Below are 22,379 nucleotides of genomic sequence, written 5' to 3' on the forward strand. Positions count from 1 at the left end.
CCGGATGCTTACTTGTCAAGTATCACCCGGCTTGAGTTAATGCTCTTCCCCGATCAACCCCAGCATCCAGTTAAGCCAGCCGCTGACAGTCGTTGACCTTCTTACAAACGTGCTCATACTCCCGATCTGATAAAGGTCGGATTGCTGCATGATGCTCACTATAGTGTTTTGGTCCGGCAGAGAACCATTTTCCATATAAAGCTTAAAGGTTTCCCTGAAGACGCGATGCTGCAGTATAGCCTCGCAAAAGGCCAGCTGCCTTTGCTGATAACTCAGCTGCATGATGCACTTGCCCCGGGAGCTTAATGAATAAACCGGCTTGCGCCCCTCTTCATAGCGTTTTTCAACTAAGCCCAAATATCTGGCTGCATCAGTATAGTAATTGGTTTGGCGGATATCAAAGGCATATTCTTCGGTCACCTGCTCACGGCTAAGCTCCTGAGTGCTCAGCAGTTCACAGATATTGATAACCCGCTCAAAACTGTTGGCCTGAGGGAAAGGAATCTCCGGTTCCTGCAAAAGCTGTGTCCCCTCAGCGACATCATGTAAATCAGCTGCCCCTATGGCTGTATCTTCGATGGAATAATTTTTATGTTTCACCAATACCAAGGAATTATAAGCATTAGGATCCTGGAATTCATATTCATACAAACTGAAAACACCATTTGAGTAGACTAGAAATATGGGTCTGACTTGTTTCGTAACCCGGCCGCTCCAGACTCTGAAGGGATAATAGAGTTGACGGACCAGAAAATCTTCCGCCAGATCTCTTTTGGCCTCCAGCAAAGAGAGACTGTGAACACCTTCAAGAGCCGCATCAATTTCAATTTGAGAATTGCTTACGGCAACCTCTGTCGGGCACTGCGTCCTTAAGTTCCGAATCGTAAAGTCAAACTGTCCCGATCCCATACGTCCTGACACAGTGGCATAAAGCGTCTTTTCCTCTAAAAAATCCGCCAGCATTCCCGAGGCCAGAGCGCAATTAACAGCGATAGCCTCACTGGGGATATGGCTGGCGCTGAGACTTTGCAGATTCGGCGGCAAGGACACGCGGGTCACTGAGGTATCCACGCTAGAAAAAGGCTGATAAGCCTCAAAGTGAGAGATGATATAGTCACCGCGGGATATAGGCAGTATCGCTAATCTATTCCTGGCAAATATCCGGGGCAAATTGATATTATGATCAAACTTGGCCATTAACCGTGGTTCACGGTATTCCTTGATCTGTGACGCAGAAATAGTAAATTTCCCTTCGGCTTCGATCCGGGATAATATATCATATTTTTTGAACAAGGATTCCCAGGCCTGATCGTTTTGGCTTTTAGGGTGTTCACTTATAATTCCTCACCACCACTTCGTCTATTTGCCCTCTCTTGGCTGCATTGGAATTGATAGCGCGTTTTGCTTTCACGATGGTTATCTGATAGGCCCCATATTGCTCCTTGATAAATTCCGTCGCCGAATTGGAAAGCATAAACTTGATTCCCCGCCGATCAAGTTCATCACAGCATTCCCGCAGCCTGATCTGCTCAGCCCGGTCAAATCCGCCTTTAGCATAGCCGGTAAAATTGGCTGTGCTGGAAACAGGATCATAGGGTGGGTCCAGATAAACGAAGGTCCCTTTGGCAACACCGGCCAGGACTTCCGCATAATCCGTGCTGCTGAAGGTGATCTGCGCTCTCTGAAAATAGGCGCTGACCGCTCTTAAGGTGTGCTCATTCACAATATTGGGGTTTTTGTAATGACCAAAAGGCGTATTGAATTCCCCGGCATTGTTCACTCTGAACAAGCCATTGTAACAGGTCTTATTCAAATAGATAACCCGGGCCGCTTTCTGCACTTTGCTCAAATTCCCGTATTTTTCTTTATCCCGGTCCCAGTCCCTGACACGATAATAATGCTCTTCTTCATTGGGATGCTCGCCTAGTGCCCTAATCAGCTCTTCCACATCATCCCGGATCACTTCATACATCCGGATAAGTTCACTATTGATATCATTTACCCAGGCGGTATCCGGCTGTAATTTAAACAGAACCGCTCCACCACCGCAAAAAGGCTCACAATATGACATGACTCTTTTAGGAAATAAAGGAGTCAGATCCTCTAAAAGTTGGCGTTTACCCCCAACCCATTTTACAACAGGCGCAACCAGCCGATCCTTATGCATCATTGTCCTCACTCTCTGAGTATAACTTCACACACATTCTATCACATTGCAGGGTACTATTGCTGAAAAAACCAGCGCCGGAACAGACTTTTTTGGACAGGCATAAAAAAGCCTTGAATCCGCTTTGGCAGCGATTTCAAGGCCTTCCTTCTTTAAGTATATGGTGGGTTTGAGAGGACTCGAACCTCCGACCCCCGCGATGTCAACGCGGTACTCTAACCAGCTGAGCTACAAACCCTTAAATGGTGCCGATGACCGGAATCGAACCGGTACGGGCTTTAAGGCCCGCGGGATTTTAAGTCCCGTGCGTCTGCCAGTTCCGCCACATCGGCAATTATAAACGTATTATTGGAGGCGGCACCCAGATTTGAACTGGGGATAAAGGTTTTGCAGACCTCTGCCTTACCACTTGGCTATGCCGCCGAAGAAATGGAGCGGGTGACGAGATTCGAACTCGCGACTTTCACCTTGGCAAGGTGACACTCTACCACTGAGTTACACCCGCGTGGTGCCTTAGGACGGAATCGAACCGCCGACACGAGGATTTTCAGTCCTCTGCTCTACCGACTGAGCTACCAAGGCATAAAGATGGCGACCCCGATCGGACTTGAACCGACGATCTCCTGCGTGACAGGCAGGCATGTTAACCACTACACCACGGGGCCTTATTTTGGTGGGCGATGACAGGATCGAACTGCCGACATCCTGCTTGTAAGGCAGGCGCTCTCCCAGCTGAGCTAATCGCCCGCGTCAACTGACGAATTTTAGTATACACAAAAAACGGTTTTATGTCAAAGGTTTTTGGATTATTTGTTGTTGGATTATTTTTATTTTACAAAACTCAAAATTGCTTCCCTTACGATCTTCGCTGCTAAAAGAGCCGTACGCTCACTGGTGTCTATAAGAGGGGATACTTCCACCAGATCAAAGCCCACCACATCCAGCTCACTGAGGGCATGGACGGCTTTGATGATTTCCCGGGAAGTACATCCACCGGCTTCCTGAGTCCCAGTGCCTGGGGCAAAGGCCGGATCCACCACATCAATATCTAGCGTCACATAGACCGGCTTCCCTTTAAGCTCCGGCAGGACAGCCTTGAGGGGCTCCAAAACCTCTTCTACCACCAAATGATTGTGTTCCTTAGCAAAGAGGAATTCCTCCCGGGTTCCGGAGCGTATGCCAAACTGATAGACCCGGTGGGGCCCCAGGGCTTCCGAGATTTTGCGCATCACCGTAGCATGGGAATTAGGCTCACCGGAGTAATCTGTACGCAAATCGGCATGGGCGTCAAAATGCACCACCCGGAGCTCAGGATACTTCTCAATGAAGGGTTTAAGCAAAGGATAGGTAACCAGGTGTTCTCCCCCTAAGAAAATGGGAAATTTCCCGTCTTCTACCACCTGCCGGGCAGCCGCTTCGATCACTTGCAAAGATTTTTCAACATTGCCAAAGGGCAGGCTTAAATCTCCACAATCGCAATAAGCATAATCAGAGAGATCCTTATCCAGATACACACTATATTCCTCAATCCCGATGGAGACATTGCGGATACTCAGGGGGCCCAAACGGGTACCCGGGCGAAAACTCACCGTATAATCCATAGGAATCCCTAAAATTACCGCGTCAGCCTCTTCATAAGGGGTTTCTCCTCCCATAAACACACCGGGGCTTTCTGTCATCTTCATGAGCGTCTCCTTGGACATCGTACTTCACCGCTTTCTTTATTTTTGCCTATTCTCTGAGCCAGCATCTAACCATTTAAATATAAACATTCGCATATCTCCACTCGAATGTAACGGCAAAAGGAGATCTCTCTGCTCAGAGATCCCCTTATCTTGATTGCCGATTCTAGATTAAGTATCGTTCAGCAAGGTAAACATTATACTCATTCAGGTTCTAGCTGGATGAAACCTTCTTCTCTTTCACCACATCATCATATTTGATGGAGCGAGTGTGCTTGGTATGGGACCATGATTTATCCTTGCGGTTGACAAAGCCCAGAAAGACGATAGGAATCCAGCTGTAGATAAATACGGGGTATAGGATCAACCCTGCATAAGCACGCCAAGGCAGGCGTTCCAGAGCCAAGGCAGCCACAGGGAAGACCAGGGAAAATGCGGAAAGAATCTGCCAGCCCGACCAAGGCATAACCACGTTAAAGACTTGAGTATAGGAGGATTGAAGGCCGGAAATCAGATTAACAAACATAAAGAATGTGGCGATCATAACCAAAGCCGGTTGGAACAAATGAACCGCCGCATCAAAGTACATGAGCTTCCGTTCCTTGAACGCCTTATAAATCAGGGGGAAGAAATACCGGCCTGCCACATCCACTTGACCCTGAGCCCAGCGTTTTCGTTGATTCCAGGCTTGGATAAAGGTCAGGGGCTTCTCATCATAGACAATGGCGTCATGTGCCCAAGTCGTCTTGATGCCGCTGATCAGCGCTTTCATAGTAAACTCTAAGTCTTCAGTAAGGGAGGTCGCTCCCCAGCCAAGATCCTTCAACACCTTGGTGGAGATACACATACCGGTTCCGCCCAACACATTATTGAGAAAGCCGGTATTATAGCGGGCCAGCTGCAAAAGCCTGTTGGAAAGCCAGAAGGTAATCGAGAAGGTGTTGGTGACCCAGGTATCATAGGGATTCTTTGAATCCAGATAACACTGAACAATTTGGTGACCCTGACAAAGTTTGCTGTTCATTTCGACTAAAAAGGTCTCATTGACCAGATTATCCGCGTCAAAAATAATGACGGCGTCATAGTGTCGTTCCAGCTTAAACAAACGATGGAACATCCACTCCAGAGCATAGCCCTTTCCCCGTTTTTCATTATTAAAACGTTGATGGACCAAGGCCCCGGCGTTTTTGGCGATTAAGGCCGTTTTGTCGGTGCAGTTATCTGCGACGACAAAAACATCGTAAAGTTCTTTCGGATAGTCCAGATTCAACAAATTATCCACTAAAGGCCCGATGACCGCCTCTTCATTATGAGCAGCCACTACCAGAGCAAAGCTCTTCTCCGGTTCCAAAACCTTTTTGTCCGGTCTGCGAAACAAACCAAACATGGACAACACAAAATAGTAAAATGTCATAAAAATGATGATCAACTGTACTGGAATCATGATCATATTGAACAAGTGAGAACCGGTAACACCAGACATAAAATCCATGTTCCCAACCTCCTTTTAACCTTAACCATAATATCACAGCGCCATTTTCCCCGCAAGGCGAAAGATGTCTAAAAAAAGGACAACTTATGCTTGTCCTAAGCATTTATATGCAAATGTACTCTGGATTATACCTTAAAAAAATTATCTTACCGCCGATAATGAGTCTTTAACCAGAATAAAAGCAGTAAAGAGGTGGCAAAAACCAAAAATACAAAACTCACTTTAAGGGCCAAACCAATCGAGGACCAATATACTGTGCTCACCGAATTCCCTGTCACCCAGGGTATGGCCGCCCTGAATATCTTGGCAATGCCTTGACCTATAAGCAAAAAAAGTCCCAACCCGGAAAGAAGAACGATAACGCCAACGATTCCTATCGGGGTATCCAAATGCCAACGGCGGGTTAATTCCTTTTTGACCCAATAGAACTCAATTCGTAACTCCCTAAACAAGCGGTTCAGCATGATAATTCACCTCTTGCTAACAGATTATGTTAGCAAGGTTCCGCAAAGAATTTGACCCCTCAGGTATAAAACTGCTAATTTATGGATAAAATCTCTTCCAAGGAGGTGGCTCATTTGCCTAAGTTCTCAGATGACGGTAAATATGTCCATTGCGCTTTTTGTAACCAAAAATTCCGTTTCGAGTTTGATGCACTTCATCATGAAAAAGAGAAGCACGCCGACAAAATGTGATTGACTTAAAAGAAAGCCGCTCATAATCGCTTGGGATTATGGAGCGGCTTTCTTTGAATCTCCAGGATTGTGAACTTTATGTTTAGGGTCTGACTAAGATGTTCTTTAAAGTCTCCAGATACATCCTCGAAAATGCCCCCTCCTGATCTTCCAAATAGGCTAATGCTTCCTCCACTTCCACTGTCTTTCTATATGGTCTTCCTGCCGTTATCGTATCGAATGCATCAGCAATCATAACGATTTTTACATATTCATTAATTTGGCCCTCTTGCAGCTGATTCGGATATCCGCTTCCATCTAATCTTTCATGATGCTGTGCTATTATGTCCTGACTTAATATCGGAAATGCACAATCCGTGGTGCATTCTACACCTAATTCACAGTGTTGCCGGAGAATGTCCTTTTCTATATCACTTAGTTCTGTCCGCTTTTGTATAATTTTTTTAGGAATAAGCAATTTTCCAACGTCGTGAAGAATCCCCCCCACCCCAAGATCCCAAAGGGATCTTTGAGAAACTCCCGACTCTATAGCCATCATTAGAGAAAGAAGAGCCACATCGATAGAGTGTGTATAGAGCCAATTAATATGGTTGCCTAATGCTGTGAGATACATATACCATGGTTTTCTTTTTGACTCAAATACGATATTGACAAGCAAGGCACTGGCCTGGTCAAGCAATTGGTCGTCGGCTCGTTTATATCGCTCATCTTTTCTACATATTTTTTGTTTAATTTTTTCGTATGATGCCAATGTTCTTTCATTCGCCTCTGTCTCAGATAAAAAATCGTATTTTCTCTGCAGCCTCAAAAATTGACTTAAGGTAATTTTTGTTCCCTTAGCTGATAAAAGAAGTCCTTGCTCATTGTAATAATCCTTTGGGCAAACAATTCTTTTCATATCTGCTGACTCACCTCCATTTGATTTCATTCTTAATTAATATAAAAATCAAAAATTTATGCAACAAAATCACAATTTTGTTGCATAAATAGCGTATTACGAAATAAATAGCTTTCTAAGTTTATCTTTACTCTATTAAACCAAAATACTCTGCGAAAATTTTTAAAGCATGGTGTATTTTATTGATCAAATAGCCTTAATTACTAACATTAAGATTATAATGGATAAGGAAAATGTATGCAGGAGGAAAAGTAATGACGGTTGAACCAATTCGAGATAAAGCACAAATACGAACATTGTATAACCATCTTAATCAATCTCATCCTAAATATGCTATGATCTTTAAATTTGGAATTAATACAGGATTGCGGATCAGCGACATCATCACACTTAAGGTTTCCGATATTTACGGTAGCAAGAAGCAGTTTAAAGATTACTTGGTTTTAACAGAACAAAAAACTGGGAAATTAAAAAAAATAAAATTGAATGATACTTTGCGAAAAGCATTGAATATTTATATCCATAAGCAAAACTTGGAACTAATGGACTATTTATTTCCAAGTCAAAAAGGGGGCTATATAGGCAGAATTCAGACATACCGGGTATTAAAACATTCCGCCCTTACATTAGGCATAGAGAATTTCGGAACACATAGTCTTAGAAAAACATGGGGTTATTGGACATATAAACTATCTCAGTATAATATAGGTCTAGTCATGGATATTTTTAATCATAGTTCACAGAGTGTTACTTTGCGTTATATTGGTATTAATCAAGACCAGAGAGATCAATTGTACGATATAGTTCAACTTTAAAAATCACTTGCTTTGTCTCAATATCTGGAGCTTTAGGCTCAACCCATTATAATTGACATGCATAACCCCAGTAAGGTATATTAAAATAAAAAATGCAACAAAATTGTGATTTTGTTGCATTTTTATTTTTACCTATCATTCCGGACTTTATACAACGCTTTGGGTCTATCCTAGATTTTCCAATGGCTTTAAGATTGGCCCTTCGATGGGAGAAAACCGCCACCCATATTATGAGGTGACGGTCATCATAATTCTTTAATATTCCTCAGTCCACCTGACGGGGAGCACACCGCTTTTACCGCGACAGCCCCTTTCTCAAGTCAATTTATGCTTAGGCTCTGCCATAGCATATTTTGCGATATTCACGGAATGATCGCCGATACGCTCTAAATTGCTGATGATATTTAAAAAGACTGCCCCATAGCTGCCGTTACATGTTCCTTCATTGAGGCGATGAATATGACCATCCCGCAATTTGGCTTCCATTTCATCAATGACATCATCATATTCCAGAACCTTTTTCGCCAGTTCCACATCATTTTTTTGAAGAGCATCTAAAGAAGCCTGATAAATATCCTGGACATTTGCAAACATCTCCATGAGATCCTTTTGAGCCTCTTCCGAAAATTTAACTTTATTCTCCAAGGCATAGTCTGTAAGTTCGATGAGGTTTACTGAGTGGTCTCCTACCCGTTCCATATCCCCGATAACCTGCAGCACCCGATATCGCTGATCCGATTGTTCCTTGGTCAGGTTCGTTCCGGAGGTGGCTTTCAGAACATACTCGGTGATCTGGTTCTCTAAACGGTCTGTGGCACTTTCCATTTGAATCACATATTGCCGGTTTGCACTCTGCCGCTTAAAAAAATAGTTCATAGCGTTGTCCACGGCTTGTCCGGCCACCTTGCCCATGTGCATGACCTCCCGGCTGGCATTGGCCAAAGCTACAGAAGGATTGCCGAAGAAGCGCCGGTCCAGATATTGAGCATTGGCATCCACAACCACTTCATCTTTCTCCGGGATAAGCTTAGTCACGATAGCCGCTAATACTCCTACAAAGGGCAGTTGCATCAGGGTATTGGTCATATTGAATAAACCATGGGTCTGAGCTATTTTCATTTTGATCGCCAAGGTTTCCCACCCTCCCCCACCGGGAATCAGGAAGGCGATGAAATTCGTAAACTGTTCAACCATTAAGGGAAAAATACCCAAAATCGTGAGAGGCAGGAAGATAAACGTCCCTATAAAATTAAACAAAAAATGGGTGGCAGCCGCCCGACGAGCGGATACGGAAGCACCGATTCCTGCCAGGAGAGCTGTGATGGTGGTTCCGATATTATCCCCAAAGAGGATGGGAACCGCTTGTTGATAAGTCACTACCCCTTGATTGGCCAATTCCTGCAGCACTCCGATGGTAGCGGAGCTGCTTTGGACGATGCAGGTGAATACGGTGCCGATGAGCACACCTAAAAGGGGATTATTATCCACATTGCTCATCAAACCAATAAAGTACGCAGACTCTTTGAGCGGGCCCAGTCCGTCTCCCATAATACTCATACCATAAAAGAGTAAACCAAAGCCTAATAAGACTTGCCCAAAATAGGTAAGTCTTTTGTTCTTAATAAAGAAAAGGATAAGTACACCTACAGCAATAATAGGAAGGGCATAGTCTTCCAACTTGATACCGATGAGATAGGCCGTCACAGTGGTACCAATATTGGCCCCCATAATGATGCCAATGGCTTGCCGCAGGTTTAATAAGCCCGCATTAACAAGGCCTACGGTGAGAACCGTCGTACCGCTGCTGCTTTGAATAAGCCCGGTGACAATAAGTCCGGTAAGCACTCCTCGAAGCGGTGTTTTTGTTCCTTTTTCCAATATGACACGGAGTCTGTCGCCAGCCACTGCCTGCAGCCCATCGGACATAGATTTGATACCGTACAAAAAAAGACCTAAGCCACCAAGGAAGTGAAATAGCATGGTTTGTACATCCATAAACTCAACCTTTCTTAGACAAGCTGTCACGGGTATTATACATGAGTAATTTGGACAAAACCATTAAGGGAATGTTAAATTGTATCCACAGAGAGATCTCAATATTTCGCCAACGGCTTTAAGGTTGGTCCTTCGATGGGATTGCCATCCACATCGTAGCGGGAGCCGTGGCAAGGGCAATCCCAGGACAGCTCTGCATCATTCCACTGGACCTCACAACCCAAATGGGGACAGGTGGTATCCACCCGATGCAGATTCGCCTCAGAATCCATATAAAGCCCCACACGACGGCCATCCATATTGGCAATCACTGCCTCACCGGGTCTTAAGCTATAGATTTCTTTCCCTCTCATAAGCTTTCCCGCAACGAGATCAAAGGCCAGCAAAGAACTATTGGCCATAAAACTTGCTGCGAAATTCAAAGATATTGACCGGGAGGGAGCATAAACCTCTTGCCAGGGGGAAGCTCCTCTTACGATCCGATCCCGGATAATTAAAGCGGCTACCGTACCATGGGTCATTCCCCATTTCCGAAATCCCGTGGCAATCAATAGATTCGGCTTGCTCCTGCTGATTGGCCCAATGTAAGGCAGGTCATCCAAGGTGGTGCAGTCCTGTGTGGACCAATAATAGGGAAATTCCTCTACAGTAAAAAGCCCTTGGGCAAACTCCATGAGATTTTTATAGTGTTCAGTCAGATTTTTCCCATGTCCTGTTCTATGCTTTTCACCAACGATAAGAATTCTCTCTCCATCAGGGGTCGGCAATCCCCTCAAGGAACGGGCCGGCTCTTCCGCATTAATGTACATTCCGCCGGGAAATGCCTCCTTTGCTTTAACGACTACAGCATATTCCCTTTCCTGATAAATTCTGGACACGTAAAGGCCAGGTAAAATATTAAATGGATAATGACAAGCCATCACCACATAATCGGCCTTTACCCTGCTGCCTTGCTGGATTAGCACTATAAAGGGACCATCTCCGCGGATATCCACAGCTTTAGTCTGTTCAAAAATATGCCCGCCCTTTTCCGCGATCTTGCCGGCGAGGGCGAGAAGATATTTGCGAGGATGGAACTGGGCCTGCTGATCAAAGCGCAAAGCTCCCTTGACGGCAAGAGGCAGGTCCAGCTCAGTGACATAATGAGCATCAATCCCGCATTGTTGAGCTGCTTTCATTTCCTTTTCCAGCTTCTCTTTGCTTTTATTCTGTTGAGTGTAGATATAAGCCGGCTGCCGGGTAAAGTCACAGTCAATAGCCTCCCGTTCCACCAGCTTTGCCACGAAGTCTATGGCGGATTCATTGGCTTCGGCATATTGTCTTGCTTTTTCCGCTCCCATCTGCCCCAGGAGCTTATCGTAGATAAGCCCGTGCTGGGAGGTGAGCTTGGCAGTGGTATAGGCTGTCGTACCCTGGAGGATGCGGTCTGTTTCCAGTACGGCCACCTTAAGCCCTTCCTGGGTGAGAAGATAAGCTGAGCTGATTCCGGCCATCCCCCCACCGATTACCACAGCATCAACGGAGATATCACCTGTTAAAGAAGGGTAGTTGGTCTTGGGTGTGGAATCCAGCCAAAAAGAGGGTGGCGTGCCCTGGCTTTTATCCAGATAATACTTGCCCTTTGTATGATCAATCTTCATGAATTTAACACTCCCTAAAACCAGAAATTTTTATAGTATTGACTGCCTTATTTAGGTTACCCCCTTTTTCCGTTATCACTCCTTATTTATTGCCGGTTCTTTGCTCAACCTTCCTCCTCCGGACCTCCGGCATCCACAAGGAAACCCTCAACATCCGTTCTTATGAACAGTTGCTGAGGGTTTTAACTTTGCCTGATTTTTAGAGTTTCACTGATAAATGGGTATCGTATCTCTTGCTATCGATATTCAGATAGATTCCGAACTCACCGGACAATCCTTCTCTGCTGACATAGAATTGGAAATCGTTGTCGTTCTGCTCTTCGAAGGAGACACAAGCCGCTGTGACATCATGAACTTCTGTAGGAATGTTATAGAATTTGGATTGCTCCGCACCCTTTAGTTCAAGGAATACCTGGGAGCCTTCTCTAAAGCTTGCACGAATTGCCAGCCGGTCTTCTTCAAGGATGACATTAAGATTATGCTTCTCCGAAAGCTCTGTTTCGGCATCTTTAAAGTTAACTTTCATGAATTCAGGAGTTACGCCAAAACCACCGAGGAGCTCACCTTTGCCAAGGACGAGGTTGGTCTTTTCATCGTATGGGCTGACCCTTCTCGCTCTGTAATAATTGCCGCCTTGAACTTTCAGCTCGTACTTTAACTGATCATTTTGTACTTCCACGGTGATGGATTCCAAGCTTAAATGGATATGCTCATCTTTGTATTTGTTCAGAAGCATTGCTCCTAAGCCATCGGTGTGCTTGCCTCTGTAAGTAGCGATACCGCCGGAGTGAACCATATAGTGACCTTCGCCGTAATAGTCTACATTGCAGATATAAGGAGAGTAGAATTCGGCCCCTCTTTCCTTACCATACTGCCATACTTGTTCGATCTCCATTTTATCGGTATCGATTCTATAAATTACACCGCGCGAGAAGTTCTGCTCAGGGTCCACACGGGTGGCCTCATTTTTAGAACGGTAGGTTCCGTTATCGAAGAGGAAGACATCGCCGTTGGGCAGGATTCTGGCGGCATGCTGCTCATATTGCCAGTCAAAATCTCCCTTGGTTACATTTTTGAAGAAGTATTTTTGCCATTCTTCCGACCAACCTTCCGGGTCGCCGAGGATCCAGTTCAGTGCTCCGCTATCATAGTCAAAGTTGATGACGGCATCCATATGACGGCCTGACATGGTGATGGAGTTGGTGGGTTTATCATACCACACCGCATTATTGTGGAACCAGTCATGATGATTCCAGTCTCCTGCTTTCCCTTGACCCCTGGGGAGGATTTTCTGCAGATCCCAGGACTTAATAACTGCTCCTGTAGCACGCTCGATTTCGACCACAAAGTCTTCCACGGAATCGTTGAAGTCGTTGTCAGAGGCAGCCAGGATATTGCCGTTTTCCAATTCTACCGCATCATGGTGGTAGCCGCCGGGGAGACGATATTCTTTATAAATCTTTCCACAGAAATCCATTTCCATAACGCCGACGTTATAGTAAGGTTTTTGAACCGTTCTATGAGAGGTATAGAGCAATCTTCCGTTTTCTAATTTCTTAATATCCCAGCTCTGCAAATTGGTAATGCACCATCTCAGATCTCCGGCATAGTCAAAACCAGCTGTTCGTGCTGATTCAATAAGAGGCGTTGTGGTAGAAATCAGCATGAAGTCTTTGCCGAAATACTCTGGTGTGGTCCGGCAATACAAAGCTTTGTTGACATTGAGCTCTTCCACTTCAATTTTAACTTCAGAGGTTTTACCGTTGCTAAGTTTGATCACCACCGTGTTTACATAATCGTCATACAACCCGTAGACCGGTAAAACATGCTCTTTAGCCGCCGCAAAGGTATGGTTGAGATCTCCTTCTATGGCTTTCCCTTTAACTGTGATTTCCGCGGTTGTTTCCTCATCTGTATTAAAGCAGATGACCGCTGCAAGAGGGTTGATGATATAGGGATTTTTTACTACCAAGGGACTCTCTGCAGTATAGTTCCCCGCTCTGAGTTCTGCTAAAAATCTTTCCTCAGACTCAGCCTGCAAGGTAATAAGGTGTTTTTCGGTATTCAAGTATGTTCTCAAAACTTCCACTCCTTACTAATGAAAAATTCAAACAAATTAAACTTAAATTTAAACTTCCTTAGGAATTGAATAGTTAGGTTTATGGCACTTGCACTCTCTGGCACAATTATATAATAATTATTTTCTTTTTCTATCAATACTTTTTTGTTCTCTTCAACAACAATTAATTGTACTTGTATTTTCCTTATAAAACCTATAACGGCTTTTTATGATGACTATAACCAATATAAAATTTACAGCGGTATGTTATTCTGTTATTCTCAAAGAGAAAGTTAGGATTTTCACTTGCACTTGCTCTCTTAAGTTCTCTTACTATTTATATGGGATACGCTTGCCTAAGCAATTTCAGAGATTTTATGGGCTCTTGCTTATGCGGCGATTTACTGAGAGGAGTTTATTCTTTATGGCAAATGCAGAAACCCAAACAATGAATTTGGATCCCAGAACACCTCTGTTTACAAAAGCCGATAGGATGATGTATATACACAGCGCCATCGGTTTTGCTATTATGGCAATCTTTTGGCTGGCACCGGCCGCTGCTCCCCTCACTCCTATAGGAATGAAATTAGTCGGTATCTTTCTGGGCATGGTCTATCTATGGTCAACCGTCAGCTGTTTATGGCCCAGTGTTCTCGGTCTCTTCCTTATTGGCTTAAGCGGCTTTGCCGGCCAAGGATTTGCCGGTATGAAAGCCGTTGTGTTAACCGGCTTTGGTAATGACACCGTTGTCATGATGCTTTTCATTATGGTTCTGTTTGGAGCTATGGATGAAGTAGGGTGCACTCAATACATTGCTCGCTGGTTTTTGACTCGAAAGATCATCACCGGCCGGCCTTTTGCCTTTTTAGCTGTATTCTACCTTGGATGTTATGTACTTTCCACCTTGGTTTCACCTATTACATCCTTGTTGCTGCTCTGGCCGGTTTCACTGAAAATCATGAAAACCTTAGGTGTCGAGCGCACAGATAAGATCTGGCCTATATTCTTTGTGGGAATGTTCTTCATTTCTGCTATAGGTATGCCTTTCTTCCCCTTCCTAAGCGCTCAGCTCGTAGTTTTAAGCGCTTTCGACGCCATGACCAAAGGAACCATGCCTGTTCCTTATCTCCCCTATATGGCCTTAAACTTTATCATGTCCATGCTCCTGATCGTCACCTTTCTTGGGGCGGTAAAGTTCATCTTCAGACCTGATATAAGTAAGCTGAAGGCTATTGACGCGGAAAGAATCGCCGAACAGGAAAAGCTCCCTCCCATGAATATCCAGCAAAAAATTATGATGGCTGTTTTACCTACCTTCATTCTCATGCTGCTGGCTCCCAGCTTTTTGCCCAAATCTCTGGCAATTGTGAAACTCCTGGGCAGCTTGGGTACTATTGGTGTGGCAATGTTCTGGATTGCTATCCTCTGCTTTATCAGGATCGGCGGCAAGCCGATTATTAACTTTAAAGAAGTGGCTTACAGACAATTGTCATGGGACGTCTTCTTCCTCGTTGCCGCAGCGGTCTATGCTGCTAATGCCATTTCCCATGAGTCTACAGGCGTTAACGCTTTTGTCATCCAGCTCCTTAACCCCATTCTAGGGGATGCTTCCGAAATGGTTTTTGTGGCTATTTTATTCACTGCTGCCATCGTATTGACGAATTTCGCCAACAATGCCGCTATGGCTATCATCTTAATGCCGATTATTCTCGCCTTCTGCGGCCAGTTAGGCCTGCCTCCTATCCCCATCGCTATGGGCGTTACACAATTGGTTTTCCTCGCCATGCTTACTCCTGCTGCTTGCCCTCATGCCAGTATGATGTTTGGGCGTAAAGACATTTATGAGGTCAAAGATATTATGAAATATGGATTCCCCATGGTCACTATCGGTTTATTATATTTCATTTTTATCGGTTATCCTTTAGCTAAATTCCTCTTCGGTGCTTAAACCTAACAGAGATCTAAAAAGCCCTAAGCAAAGCATTTTAATATGCTGCCTTAGGGCTTTTTCTTTTCAAATAGAATTTTGGAGATAATTTCTTTTATATTTTGAGGTTTTAAAATTGATTATAGATGAAATTTACCTCATTGGCTTCCGCCAAGACATACACCACTATGATACCCAGGATGATCGCAGTATAAAGCAGGCTTTCACCGAGCATAGGCAAGAATCGCTTCATTGACTTCCACCCACCCTTTCCACCCCAGATGCATGGTATCCCGCAGAAAATAGGGATCATATTCGTGATCGGAAAAATCCGCAAACTCATATCCGGCCTTGGTAACGAGCTGCTTCACTTTTTCATAGTATTGAGCTCTGTCCTGCCGAGGGAATCCGCAATAATCATACCAGAGTCCGTTGACCGGAATACTGACGAATAAGGGTTCAATCTCCAATTCCTGACACAGTGAAAGCAACAACTCTAAATCCCCATACTCAGGGGACTCCAGATAAGACTGGTCGTGCATAGAGTCTTTATAGTTGGGAAGCTTTTCCTTCAAATAGTCATTAAAATAGCCGTTGTCGATTCCAAATTGATTGTTATCTGAACGGGCTTTCCCCACCTCCTGGGCACGTTTCTTTTCCGCTTCCCAATCGATCTTTACGGTGGACCGCTCTATGGCCGGTTTCATATTACTTTTATCCTTCCCCTTAAGAGGAGACTCTTCCACAAGGGTTCGGTAGCCTTGGACATGGTCCTTGGTTGATAACAGAGCCTCTTTTAATCTATAGTAGGGTTGCAGCGCGCCAAGGGAGATCTGAGCTTGCTCAGCATCATTGGCTGAGAGATAAGATAGAATCCGCATATCCATGCTTTCATCCTGGGCTAATAAGGAATCCACCCGTTGAGCAGTTAAACGTTTTAACTGGGGACTGATCTCTTCATTGTTTAAAAAAGTCAGATACTGCTGTTGGGAAAAATTCTTCTGGAAATCGTCAGAAGTTATCCCTGTTTTGCTGAACCACTGAGGAGAGAGAAAGAACACAATCTTCTCTCCTTTTAGAGAATCACCTAAAGCACCGAAATTAATCAGATGAATCAAGCTTTGGCAATATCCTCTGCCAATTAGGTTATAGTAGACTCCTTCGTATTGTCCCGCAAAGAAGTTTACCGGCTGAAAGGGATCGGTTGACCCGCTCAATTCTGAAGACCCATAAACCGGGATGCTGCCGCCCTTTTCCAGCCCGACCCTTTGCAGAATCAGACCTTGGTTCTTCTGAATGTTTAATTTGTAGCCAAAAGACGGATCGTAATTATCAGCAATTTTGGAGACCAGAATTTCGTTGCCGCCCCAAACAACAAGACATGAAATAACTAAAGCTAAAACTATGGGGAGAAACCTTTTCATCCAGCAACCCTCTTGCTGAAGGCGGCGATGATTTTAGCCGGTGTGTCAATATCTGTTCTTTCGATCTCTGTAGGTTCAATTTTGATCCCCAGCTCTTCTGCACCCACTAAAAGTTCAATCACTCCTAAAGAGTCTAAGATTCCAGCTTCAAAAAGATTCATATCCCGTTCATTTCGCACCTCGTCGGTGCCGCATACCCGTTCCAACAGACTTAAAATCTTTTCTTCCATCGTTAAGCTACTCCTTTAAAATTTTATTAAATTATTTAAATAAATACCCCGAGAAGATCAAGAAGCCAAAGCAAACCAGATGAAATGTAACCAAAGTAGATGCCCCAATCCACAGGGGAGTGTTCTTATATTTCTTATAGAGAGCACTATGCCTCTGAAAGTAGTCCGTACCCACAATCAAGCCCCCGTGGTAAAGTCCATAGAGAAGGTAATGTATTTCTGTACCATGCCAAATTCCCATAGTTCCCATGGTTAATAGATAGCCAAGATAGGAAGCAGTGTATCGGTTCTTAAAGCGTTTTTTCTTCATGGAGGCCATGACAAAGCGTGTGTAAAGGTAGTCTCTGAACCAAAAAGACAGGGTCATATGCCAGCGGTTCCAAAAGTCTTTAATATCCTTGCTTATAAAGGGCTTGTCGAAATTCTCCGGGGTTTTGACTCCCAGGATATAGCTTATCCCGATGGCCATCAGGCTATATCCCGCAAAATCAAAGAACAAATAGAAGCTGTACCCATACATATAATTTACGGTTTCCGCCAGTCCATGGGCTTCTGTGGGGATTTTACTCAACCAGTAGGTGTAGATACTATTCCCCAGAATAAACTTATAACCCGCGCCAAGGAGCAGCTTACGCAGTCCCTGATAGACCCTATGGAGATATTCATGGCGAGGAATGATCTGATTGACTTCAGACAGGAATCTTCTCGAGCGATCAATCGGCCCGGAACTCAGGGTTGGAAAAAACAAGAGAAAATACGTGAAGTCCACTAGTTTTACTTCCTTAATAAGGCCATCGCTTATTTCCAGAAGCATCTGAATGACTTTAAAGGTAAGATAAGAGATTCCCAAAAAACCCAGAAGCCGATCTGTAAAGAGGTGACCCCATTTGGATAAAGCCAGCGGAACTAAGGCTAAGAGGATGGTCAGCCATAAAACCCATCTCTGAGGGTACTTTTGCTTCAGAAGACTATATCCTTTAACAAGAAAGAGTTCCCCCAGGTAAAATAATACCAGCAAAAAAAGCTGAAGCTTAGAATCTGAGAAAAGCAGGCCGATGATGAGCAAAGAGGCTGCCAGCCCATAAAGTTTAAGAGGTTTTTCCATAACCCCTAAGCAGATGCCGGGAAGCAAAATCAGCCCGATGATATAAAAGAAAAAAAGATTACTATACGGAATCACTGAAATTCCTCCATAAGTGCAGCCCGGTTCACTTTGCCATTGACCGTCATCGGCAAAGAATCCCTAAACATGATTTTCCTTGGAATCATATAGTCCGGCAGATAGTTTTTTAATTCAGCTTTGATCATCTGCCCTATCTCAAACTCCCTTTTATCGAGCTTTTTGTTCGGAACGACTACTCCTGCCAGATAGTGAACCCGCCCGTCTTTTTTAATGGGCAGGACGATGGCATTGGCAACCCCTTCCACCTTGCGCAGGTTATTTTCAATATCCTCTAGCTCAATGCGATAGCCATTCAGCTTGATCTGAAAGTCGATTCTCCCTCCATAATGAAGAAGACCTTCTTTCAGATAGCCCTCATCCCCCGTCCGGTAGCACCGTTTCACATCCCCGTCCCAGGATCGGGCGAAAAATGCCTTATCTGTCATTTCTTCATTGCGATAGTAGCCCGGGCTTACACTAGCCCCCAGGATGACGATTTCACCCTGGCTCCCTTCCTCCTGAGGAACCCCTTCCGAATCCACGATGAGAAGGCGACAATCCTCCTTAACCCTTCCTACCGGCAGAGGCTCCTTCCTGGCGCACATCTCCAAATCCACTATAAGAGCTGTCACCGCTACGGTCGCTTCCGTGGGACCGTATGAATTGATAACCTTCCCTTGAGGAAATCGCCGGTATAATTTTTCCGCACATTGATTGCTCAAGGTCTCTCCACAAAACATAAACACTTTCAGGTCAGGAAGAAGTTCGTCATTGAAGCTGGAGTCTCCCAGGCACATCTCGGCAAAGGATGGCGTAGAGACCCATACCGTTAGCCCAGATTGCTTGAAATGGGCGAAGAGCTCCTTAGATTCAGCGATCATGGCCTTATCAATACTATAGAGGGTAGAACCGGAAGTGAGGGCCAGATAGAGATCCATCACCGACAGATCAAAGGAAAAGGGAGCCTGGTTCAGGAACACCTCAGCCTCAGGAAACCGCCCTACTCCCACACCCCAATGTACAAAACTCTCCAGATTTGCCAGGGTTATCTGAACCCCTTTGGGTTTTCCTGTGCTTCCTGAAGTGTAGATAATATAATAGGTTTCATGATCTTTTACTTGATAATCTTTAGATGGAGACTTGCCTAAATAGGACCGGATCAACCGGCTAATCGCATCTGATCGGATCGTCCTGATCCCTTCCCGCTCCGGGCTCTCGCCAGGGGAGAGAATCAATCGGGTCCGGGAGCTCTGAATAATGTCTTCTATTCGTTGGCTGGGCAGAGAAAAATCCACAGGAATATAGGCATGTCCGGATTTTACACAAGCCAAAAAACAAATGAGCATTTCATGCTGCTTATGACCGTAAACAACAATGGGCGTTCTGTCGTCTTTCAATGTTTCAATCAAGTAACAGGCCAAAGCATCGGACGCTTCTTTTAATTGTCTATAGGTAAGCCTGCTCTCCCTATAATGATGCGCCACTCGATCAGGACAGCTTTCAGCATAGCTGTCTATTCTGGATATGAGATTCACTTCTAATCCTCCACTCAATGCAAAGGTGTACCTTCCTATCCTACCACGAATTTGCTCATTTGCAACTACCGGTTTTAAGTCACCTTATCCCTTAGCCCAGGCGGTTTTAGGAATACTTCAACTGCTCATCAGGAATGGCTTTCAGCCCTTCTGTTTGCTATACTTATCTTATTGTTTACTACTTTATCCAGTTGCGCCGACCTTTAAAAGATTAAAGGCACCCAAATGTAATTTTCCTGAGTGTTCTATATCCGCAGAAAGGAATGACCGGCAAATGAATTAAGCCAAATTCGACACTGGTGTCGAATTTGAACCAATTAGTATGACGGGATGCGCCAAGCATAGTTCATTTTGCGAACAAGGTCAGGAGTGTAATGCTCTTGACCTTTCTCTTTTGCTCGTTGGGTTACCTTTGCTTTCTTTTCTTTAGCTTTTCGGGTTGTGTATTGGAATGGAGACATTGACAACAGCAATTGCTGTGGATTAGCAAATAAGGATAATGAAACCAGGCTATCTTCCTTATATCATATATATTAGACAAGCTGTATCATTAAAGGAGGTTTAGTTATGCAGAGAAACAAGGACGTTTACGTAAGCAATTCGAAAAGAAATCAGGCGCTCCGGTTAATTTCTCATATTGCCAGGGAGATGGAAAATGTTCTGAATCAGTCGCCCCATGGAGATTGGGCACAAGTGATTGGCCCTTTACGTCAAGTCATCGATGCTAATATAGGGGACAACGAGTTTCTCGTCATCAATAGCTTAGAGGGGCAAGCTTTAGTCCATTCCAACCGCTTTCGCGAAGGTAACTTTGTTACAAAAGGAGAATTGGGGATCTTAGGCACAACGAAACCTGTATCACAAATTTATCATCGTGACACTGGTGAGATCCTGCTTGATGTTATCTGTCCAATCTACATAAAAGGCGAACATCGTTACGTGGCTCGCATGGGCATCCCCCTTCAAAAAAACAAACTCTCCTATAACTTTGCACTTAGCTCAATTCCTCTATTCGTTCTAGGGTTAGGTTGGTCATGGAGTTCCCCCTCCCTAATATCCATCGGAGTTACCCTGGGTGCCTTCACCTTATGGGCTGCTTATTCCTATATCTTTCACCATAAAATTATCTCAACCCTCAATGAGATCTTCAGAGTTACCAAGTCCATTACCCGAGGTAATCTAACAAATTCTGCGGCAATAAAAACAACCAATGAACTCTCTACCCTGTCCTACGAAGTAAACAAGGTGAATAATGGCATCAAGTCGATTATTGCAAACATCACTACTATCTCCCAAAAATCCCATGAAATCAGTAACTCCCAAGCTGCTCACACCAAAACTCTTGCCGAGAGTTATGAACAATTAGCCGCTCTTTTCCAAGAATTCAGTGCCGGGTCAGTTGAACAAATCGATGGAATGAAAAGAGCCTCTGAACAAGTTCTGGAGATCCAGGCTGCTTCGGAACGAATTCGCTATAGCACCCAAGAGGTTCAAATATCCTCCAATTCCGCACGACAAGTAAGTCAAGATGGACTACGTGCTGTTGAAGATATTATCCAGGAGATGGAAGTCATTTCGTCATCAACTTATAAAGCCAATACCTCTATTCAAAGCCTTGAGGAGCAAGCCATGAAGATTGGCGAAATTGTTTCCATCATCAACAGTATTTCTGGTCAGACAAACCTTTTGGCCCTTAATGCGGCTATTGAAGCTGCCCGCGCAGGTGAGCACGGGCGTGGTTTCTCTGTGGTAGCTGATGAAATCAGAAAATTAGCTAGTGATTCCGCAGAATCCGCTCATCAAATTATGGAGCTTATACATAGTGTTCAGGACATGATTGGCTCTGCTTCTAACGATATGAGCAGAGGGTTGGTAGAAGTCGAAAATGGCAAAATCATTATCAGACAAGCCGGAGATGCTATCCATTCACTGGATCAAGTTATTCAAGGTACCGGGGAAAAAATTCAAGCTAATATCAATAACGTCGATCAACTCCTGCTTCAAAGCAAAAACCTAGCCGAAGTCCAAAGTAACGCTGTTTCCATAGCTTCCCAATTTTCCCTGGCTGCTCAACAAGCGGCCACCACGATGGATGGGCAAATGCAGTCCACTCAACAAGTTGCTTCTATGGCAAAAGATTTAGCCGAGGCGTCAGAACAATTAGACAACTTTATCAAGCGTTTTACTTTATAGTATGGCCTTGCAAGAAACAAACATGGGGACTGTTCTCTTGTCCAATGTAACAGTGCATTTTCTTGTTCACCAAATCCATATGAGGATGTGTTCCCAGAACCACTGACCAATTCAGGCGAAATTCCTACTTGCATAGCTCCCAGCCCCCGATCACCGGGGAGATCATCAAAATCCGGTCCCAAACAAGCTCCCTAAAGTGCCGGCAACTTCTGACACCATTCCCGCAGCTGACATGACCTGGGAAATATGAAGCAGTAGTCGAAACTGCAAACAGATGCTACCCCTCTGGTATGTTTTTTCCACAAGGAAAAAAGCTAACACCCCTACCTGTGAGGATCCAAATTACGCACTGGTGCGTAATTTGCCCCAAAGCAAAGAGACCATCGTAATCGATGGTCTCCTGCACTACCTGGCAACGACTTACTTTCCCAGGACCCTGCGGTCCAAGTATCATCAGCCCTGGAG

At 44.5% G+C, this 22,379-nt stretch carries 17 protein-coding genes and 7 tRNA genes; 3 read left to right on the plus strand and 21 right to left on the minus strand.

The window, feature by feature from the left end:
• Positions 1 to 36: 36 nt before the first annotated feature.
• The 13 genes from DESLBE_RS15730 to DESLBE_RS15790 all read right to left on the minus strand — a co-directional run bounded on the left by DESLBE_RS15730 (position 37) and on the right by DESLBE_RS15790 (position 6,934).
• Positions 37 to 1,293: a transcriptional regulator gene (locus DESLBE_RS15730; protein ID WP_144677494.1), complete on the minus strand. Its 1,257-nt coding sequence runs from the start codon at positions 1,291 to 1,293 to the stop codon at positions 37 to 39.
• A gap of 37 nt (positions 1,294 to 1,330) precedes the next feature.
• On the minus strand, positions 1,331 to 2,167 hold the full coding sequence (locus DESLBE_RS15735) for a DNA adenine methylase (protein WP_035249084.1): 837 nt from the start codon (positions 2,165 to 2,167) through the stop codon (positions 1,331 to 1,333).
• A gap of 161 nt (positions 2,168 to 2,328) precedes the next feature.
• Positions 2,329 to 2,405: transfer RNA gene (locus DESLBE_RS15740), tRNA-Val, on the minus strand.
• A gap of 5 nt (positions 2,406 to 2,410) precedes the next feature.
• A tRNA-Leu gene (locus DESLBE_RS15745) sits at positions 2,411 to 2,499 on the minus strand.
• 17 nt (positions 2,500 to 2,516) lie between these two features.
• Positions 2,517 to 2,590: transfer RNA gene (locus DESLBE_RS15750), tRNA-Cys, on the minus strand.
• Between the two features lie 7 nt (positions 2,591 to 2,597).
• A tRNA-Gly gene (locus DESLBE_RS15755) sits at positions 2,598 to 2,672 on the minus strand.
• A gap of 1 nt (position 2,673) precedes the next feature.
• Positions 2,674 to 2,749: transfer RNA gene (locus DESLBE_RS15760), tRNA-Phe, on the minus strand.
• Positions 2,750 to 2,756: 7 nt separating this feature from the next.
• Positions 2,757 to 2,832: transfer RNA gene (locus tag DESLBE_RS15765), tRNA-Asp, on the minus strand.
• Between the two features lie 6 nt (positions 2,833 to 2,838).
• Positions 2,839 to 2,914, minus strand: a tRNA-Val gene (locus DESLBE_RS15770).
• An 80-nt stretch (positions 2,915 to 2,994) separates the two neighbouring features.
• Positions 2,995 to 3,870, minus strand: coding sequence for an agmatinase (gene speB, locus DESLBE_RS15775; RefSeq protein ID WP_144677496.1), 876 nt, complete (start codon positions 3,868 to 3,870; stop codon positions 2,995 to 2,997).
• A gap of 193 nt (positions 3,871 to 4,063) precedes the next feature.
• Positions 4,064 to 5,341, minus strand: a complete 1,278-nt coding sequence (locus tag DESLBE_RS15780) for a glycosyltransferase family 2 protein (protein WP_005808136.1) — start codon at positions 5,339 to 5,341, stop codon at positions 4,064 to 4,066.
• Positions 5,342 to 5,487: 146 nt separating this feature from the next.
• Entirely contained in the window at positions 5,488 to 5,805 is a 318-nt protein-coding gene (locus DESLBE_RS15785; RefSeq protein ID WP_011458960.1) for a hypothetical protein, read from the minus strand.
• A 313-nt stretch (positions 5,806 to 6,118) separates the two neighbouring features.
• Positions 6,119 to 6,934, minus strand: coding sequence for an HD domain-containing phosphohydrolase (locus DESLBE_RS15790; RefSeq protein ID WP_015942613.1), 816 nt, complete (start codon positions 6,932 to 6,934; stop codon positions 6,119 to 6,121).
• A 254-nt stretch (positions 6,935 to 7,188) separates the two neighbouring features.
• On the opposite strand from DESLBE_RS15790, the gene DESLBE_RS15795 reads away from it, so the two are divergent.
• Positions 7,189 to 7,749 carry a tyrosine-type recombinase/integrase gene (locus DESLBE_RS15795; protein WP_011458958.1) on the plus strand — a complete coding sequence of 187 codons (561 nt, stop codon included), beginning with the start codon at positions 7,189 to 7,191 and terminating at the stop codon, positions 7,747 to 7,749.
• Between the two features lie 315 nt (positions 7,750 to 8,064).
• Here DESLBE_RS15795 and DESLBE_RS15800 read toward each other — a convergent pair whose 3' ends face one another.
• The 3 genes from DESLBE_RS15800 to DESLBE_RS15810 all read right to left on the minus strand — a co-directional run bounded on the left by DESLBE_RS15800 (position 8,065) and on the right by DESLBE_RS15810 (position 13,464).
• Positions 8,065 to 9,729: a Na/Pi cotransporter family protein gene (locus tag DESLBE_RS15800; protein WP_242831834.1), complete on the minus strand. Its 1,665-nt coding sequence runs from the start codon at positions 9,727 to 9,729 to the stop codon at positions 8,065 to 8,067.
• Positions 9,730 to 9,842: 113 nt separating this feature from the next.
• Positions 9,843 to 11,384: an FAD-dependent oxidoreductase gene (locus tag DESLBE_RS15805; RefSeq protein ID WP_144677498.1), complete on the minus strand. Its 1,542-nt coding sequence runs from the start codon at positions 11,382 to 11,384 to the stop codon at positions 9,843 to 9,845.
• Positions 11,385 to 11,583: 199 nt separating this feature from the next.
• Complete coding sequence (locus tag DESLBE_RS15810) at positions 11,584 to 13,464, minus strand: aryl-sulfate sulfotransferase (RefSeq protein ID WP_144677500.1); 1,881 nt, start codon at positions 13,462 to 13,464, stop codon at positions 11,584 to 11,586.
• A gap of 403 nt (positions 13,465 to 13,867) precedes the next feature.
• Here DESLBE_RS15810 and DESLBE_RS15815 point away from each other — a divergent pair, with 403 nt between their 5' ends.
• Positions 13,868 to 15,391: an SLC13 family permease gene (locus DESLBE_RS15815; RefSeq protein WP_018306203.1), complete on the plus strand. Its 1,524-nt coding sequence runs from the start codon at positions 13,868 to 13,870 to the stop codon at positions 15,389 to 15,391.
• Between the two features lie 109 nt (positions 15,392 to 15,500).
• On the opposite strand, the gene DESLBE_RS27325 is transcribed toward DESLBE_RS15815, so the two are convergent.
• From DESLBE_RS27325 to dltA, 5 genes are read right to left on the minus strand one after another with little or no spacing between them, the layout of a single operon-like run.
• On the minus strand, positions 15,501 to 15,623 hold the full coding sequence (locus DESLBE_RS27325) for a hypothetical protein (protein WP_005808970.1): 123 nt from the start codon (positions 15,621 to 15,623) through the stop codon (positions 15,501 to 15,503).
• A complete protein-coding gene (gene dltD, locus DESLBE_RS15820; protein WP_005808969.1) occupies positions 15,595 to 16,794 on the minus strand; it encodes a D-alanyl-lipoteichoic acid biosynthesis protein DltD in 1,200 nt (399 codons plus the stop codon). The genes DESLBE_RS27325 and dltD overlap by 29 nt, the downstream gene beginning before the upstream one ends.
• Positions 16,791 to 17,024: a D-alanine--poly(phosphoribitol) ligase subunit DltC gene (dltC, locus tag DESLBE_RS15825; protein WP_005808968.1), complete on the minus strand. Its 234-nt coding sequence runs from the start codon at positions 17,022 to 17,024 to the stop codon at positions 16,791 to 16,793. The genes dltD and dltC overlap by 4 nt, the downstream gene beginning before the upstream one ends.
• 31 nt (positions 17,025 to 17,055) lie before the next feature.
• A complete protein-coding gene (gene dltB / locus DESLBE_RS15830; protein ID WP_144677502.1) occupies positions 17,056 to 18,204 on the minus strand; it encodes a D-alanyl-lipoteichoic acid biosynthesis protein DltB in 1,149 nt (382 codons plus the stop codon).
• Positions 18,201 to 19,721: a D-alanine--poly(phosphoribitol) ligase subunit DltA gene (gene dltA, locus DESLBE_RS15835; protein ID WP_144677503.1), complete on the minus strand. Its 1,521-nt coding sequence runs from the start codon at positions 19,719 to 19,721 to the stop codon at positions 18,201 to 18,203. Before dltA ends, dltB begins: the two co-directional genes overlap by 4 nt.
• A gap of 567 nt (positions 19,722 to 20,288) precedes the next feature.
• Between dltA and DESLBE_RS15840 the strand changes: the two genes are divergently transcribed.
• The gene (locus DESLBE_RS15840; protein ID WP_018306206.1) at positions 20,289 to 21,914 is read left to right on the plus strand and encodes a methyl-accepting chemotaxis protein; all 1,626 of its coding nucleotides are present in this window, start codon (positions 20,289 to 20,291) and stop codon (positions 21,912 to 21,914) included.
• The last annotated feature ends 465 nt before the right edge of the window (positions 21,915 to 22,379 follow it).

This window comes from Desulfitobacterium sp. LBE, from assembly GCF_007830365.1.
Lineage (GTDB): Bacteria > Bacillota > Desulfitobacteriia > Desulfitobacteriales > Desulfitobacteriaceae > Desulfitobacterium > Desulfitobacterium hafniense.

Excerpts from the sequence above, each read along its gene's own strand:
- DESLBE_RS15790 (WP_015942613.1), bottom strand. The coding sequence starts at position 6,934 with ATGAAAAGAATTGTTTGCCCAAAGGATTATTACAATGAGCAAGGACTT.
- DESLBE_RS15780 (WP_005808136.1), bottom strand. The coding sequence starts at position 5,341 with ATGGATTTTATGTCTGGTGTTACCGGTTCTCACTTGTTCAATATGATC.
- DESLBE_RS15795 (WP_011458958.1), top strand. The coding sequence starts at position 7,189 with ATGACGGTTGAACCAATTCGAGATAAAGCACAAATACGAACATTGTAT.
- DESLBE_RS15815 (WP_018306203.1), top strand. The coding sequence starts at position 13,868 with ATGGCAAATGCAGAAACCCAAACAATGAATTTGGATCCCAGAACACCT.
- DESLBE_RS15805 (WP_144677498.1), bottom strand. The coding sequence starts at position 11,384 with ATGAAGATTGATCATACAAAGGGCAAGTATTATCTGGATAAAAGCCAG.
- dltC (WP_005808968.1), bottom strand. The coding sequence starts at position 17,024 with ATGGAAGAAAAGATTTTAAGTCTGTTGGAACGGGTATGCGGCACCGAC.
- DESLBE_RS27325 (WP_005808970.1), bottom strand. The coding sequence starts at position 15,623 with ATGAAGCGATTCTTGCCTATGCTCGGTGAAAGCCTGCTTTATACTGCG.
- DESLBE_RS15800 (WP_242831834.1), bottom strand. The coding sequence starts at position 9,729 with ATGCTATTTCACTTCCTTGGTGGCTTAGGTCTTTTTTTGTACGGTATC.
- speB (WP_144677496.1), bottom strand. The coding sequence starts at position 3,870 with ATGTCCAAGGAGACGCTCATGAAGATGACAGAAAGCCCCGGTGTGTTT.
- DESLBE_RS15840 (WP_018306206.1), top strand. The coding sequence starts at position 20,289 with ATGCAGAGAAACAAGGACGTTTACGTAAGCAATTCGAAAAGAAATCAG.
- DESLBE_RS15785 (WP_011458960.1), bottom strand. The coding sequence starts at position 5,805 with ATGCTGAACCGCTTGTTTAGGGAGTTACGAATTGAGTTCTATTGGGTC.
- DESLBE_RS15735 (WP_035249084.1), bottom strand. The coding sequence starts at position 2,167 with ATGCATAAGGATCGGCTGGTTGCGCCTGTTGTAAAATGGGTTGGGGGT.
- dltD (WP_005808969.1), bottom strand. The coding sequence starts at position 16,794 with ATGAAAAGGTTTCTCCCCATAGTTTTAGCTTTAGTTATTTCATGTCTT.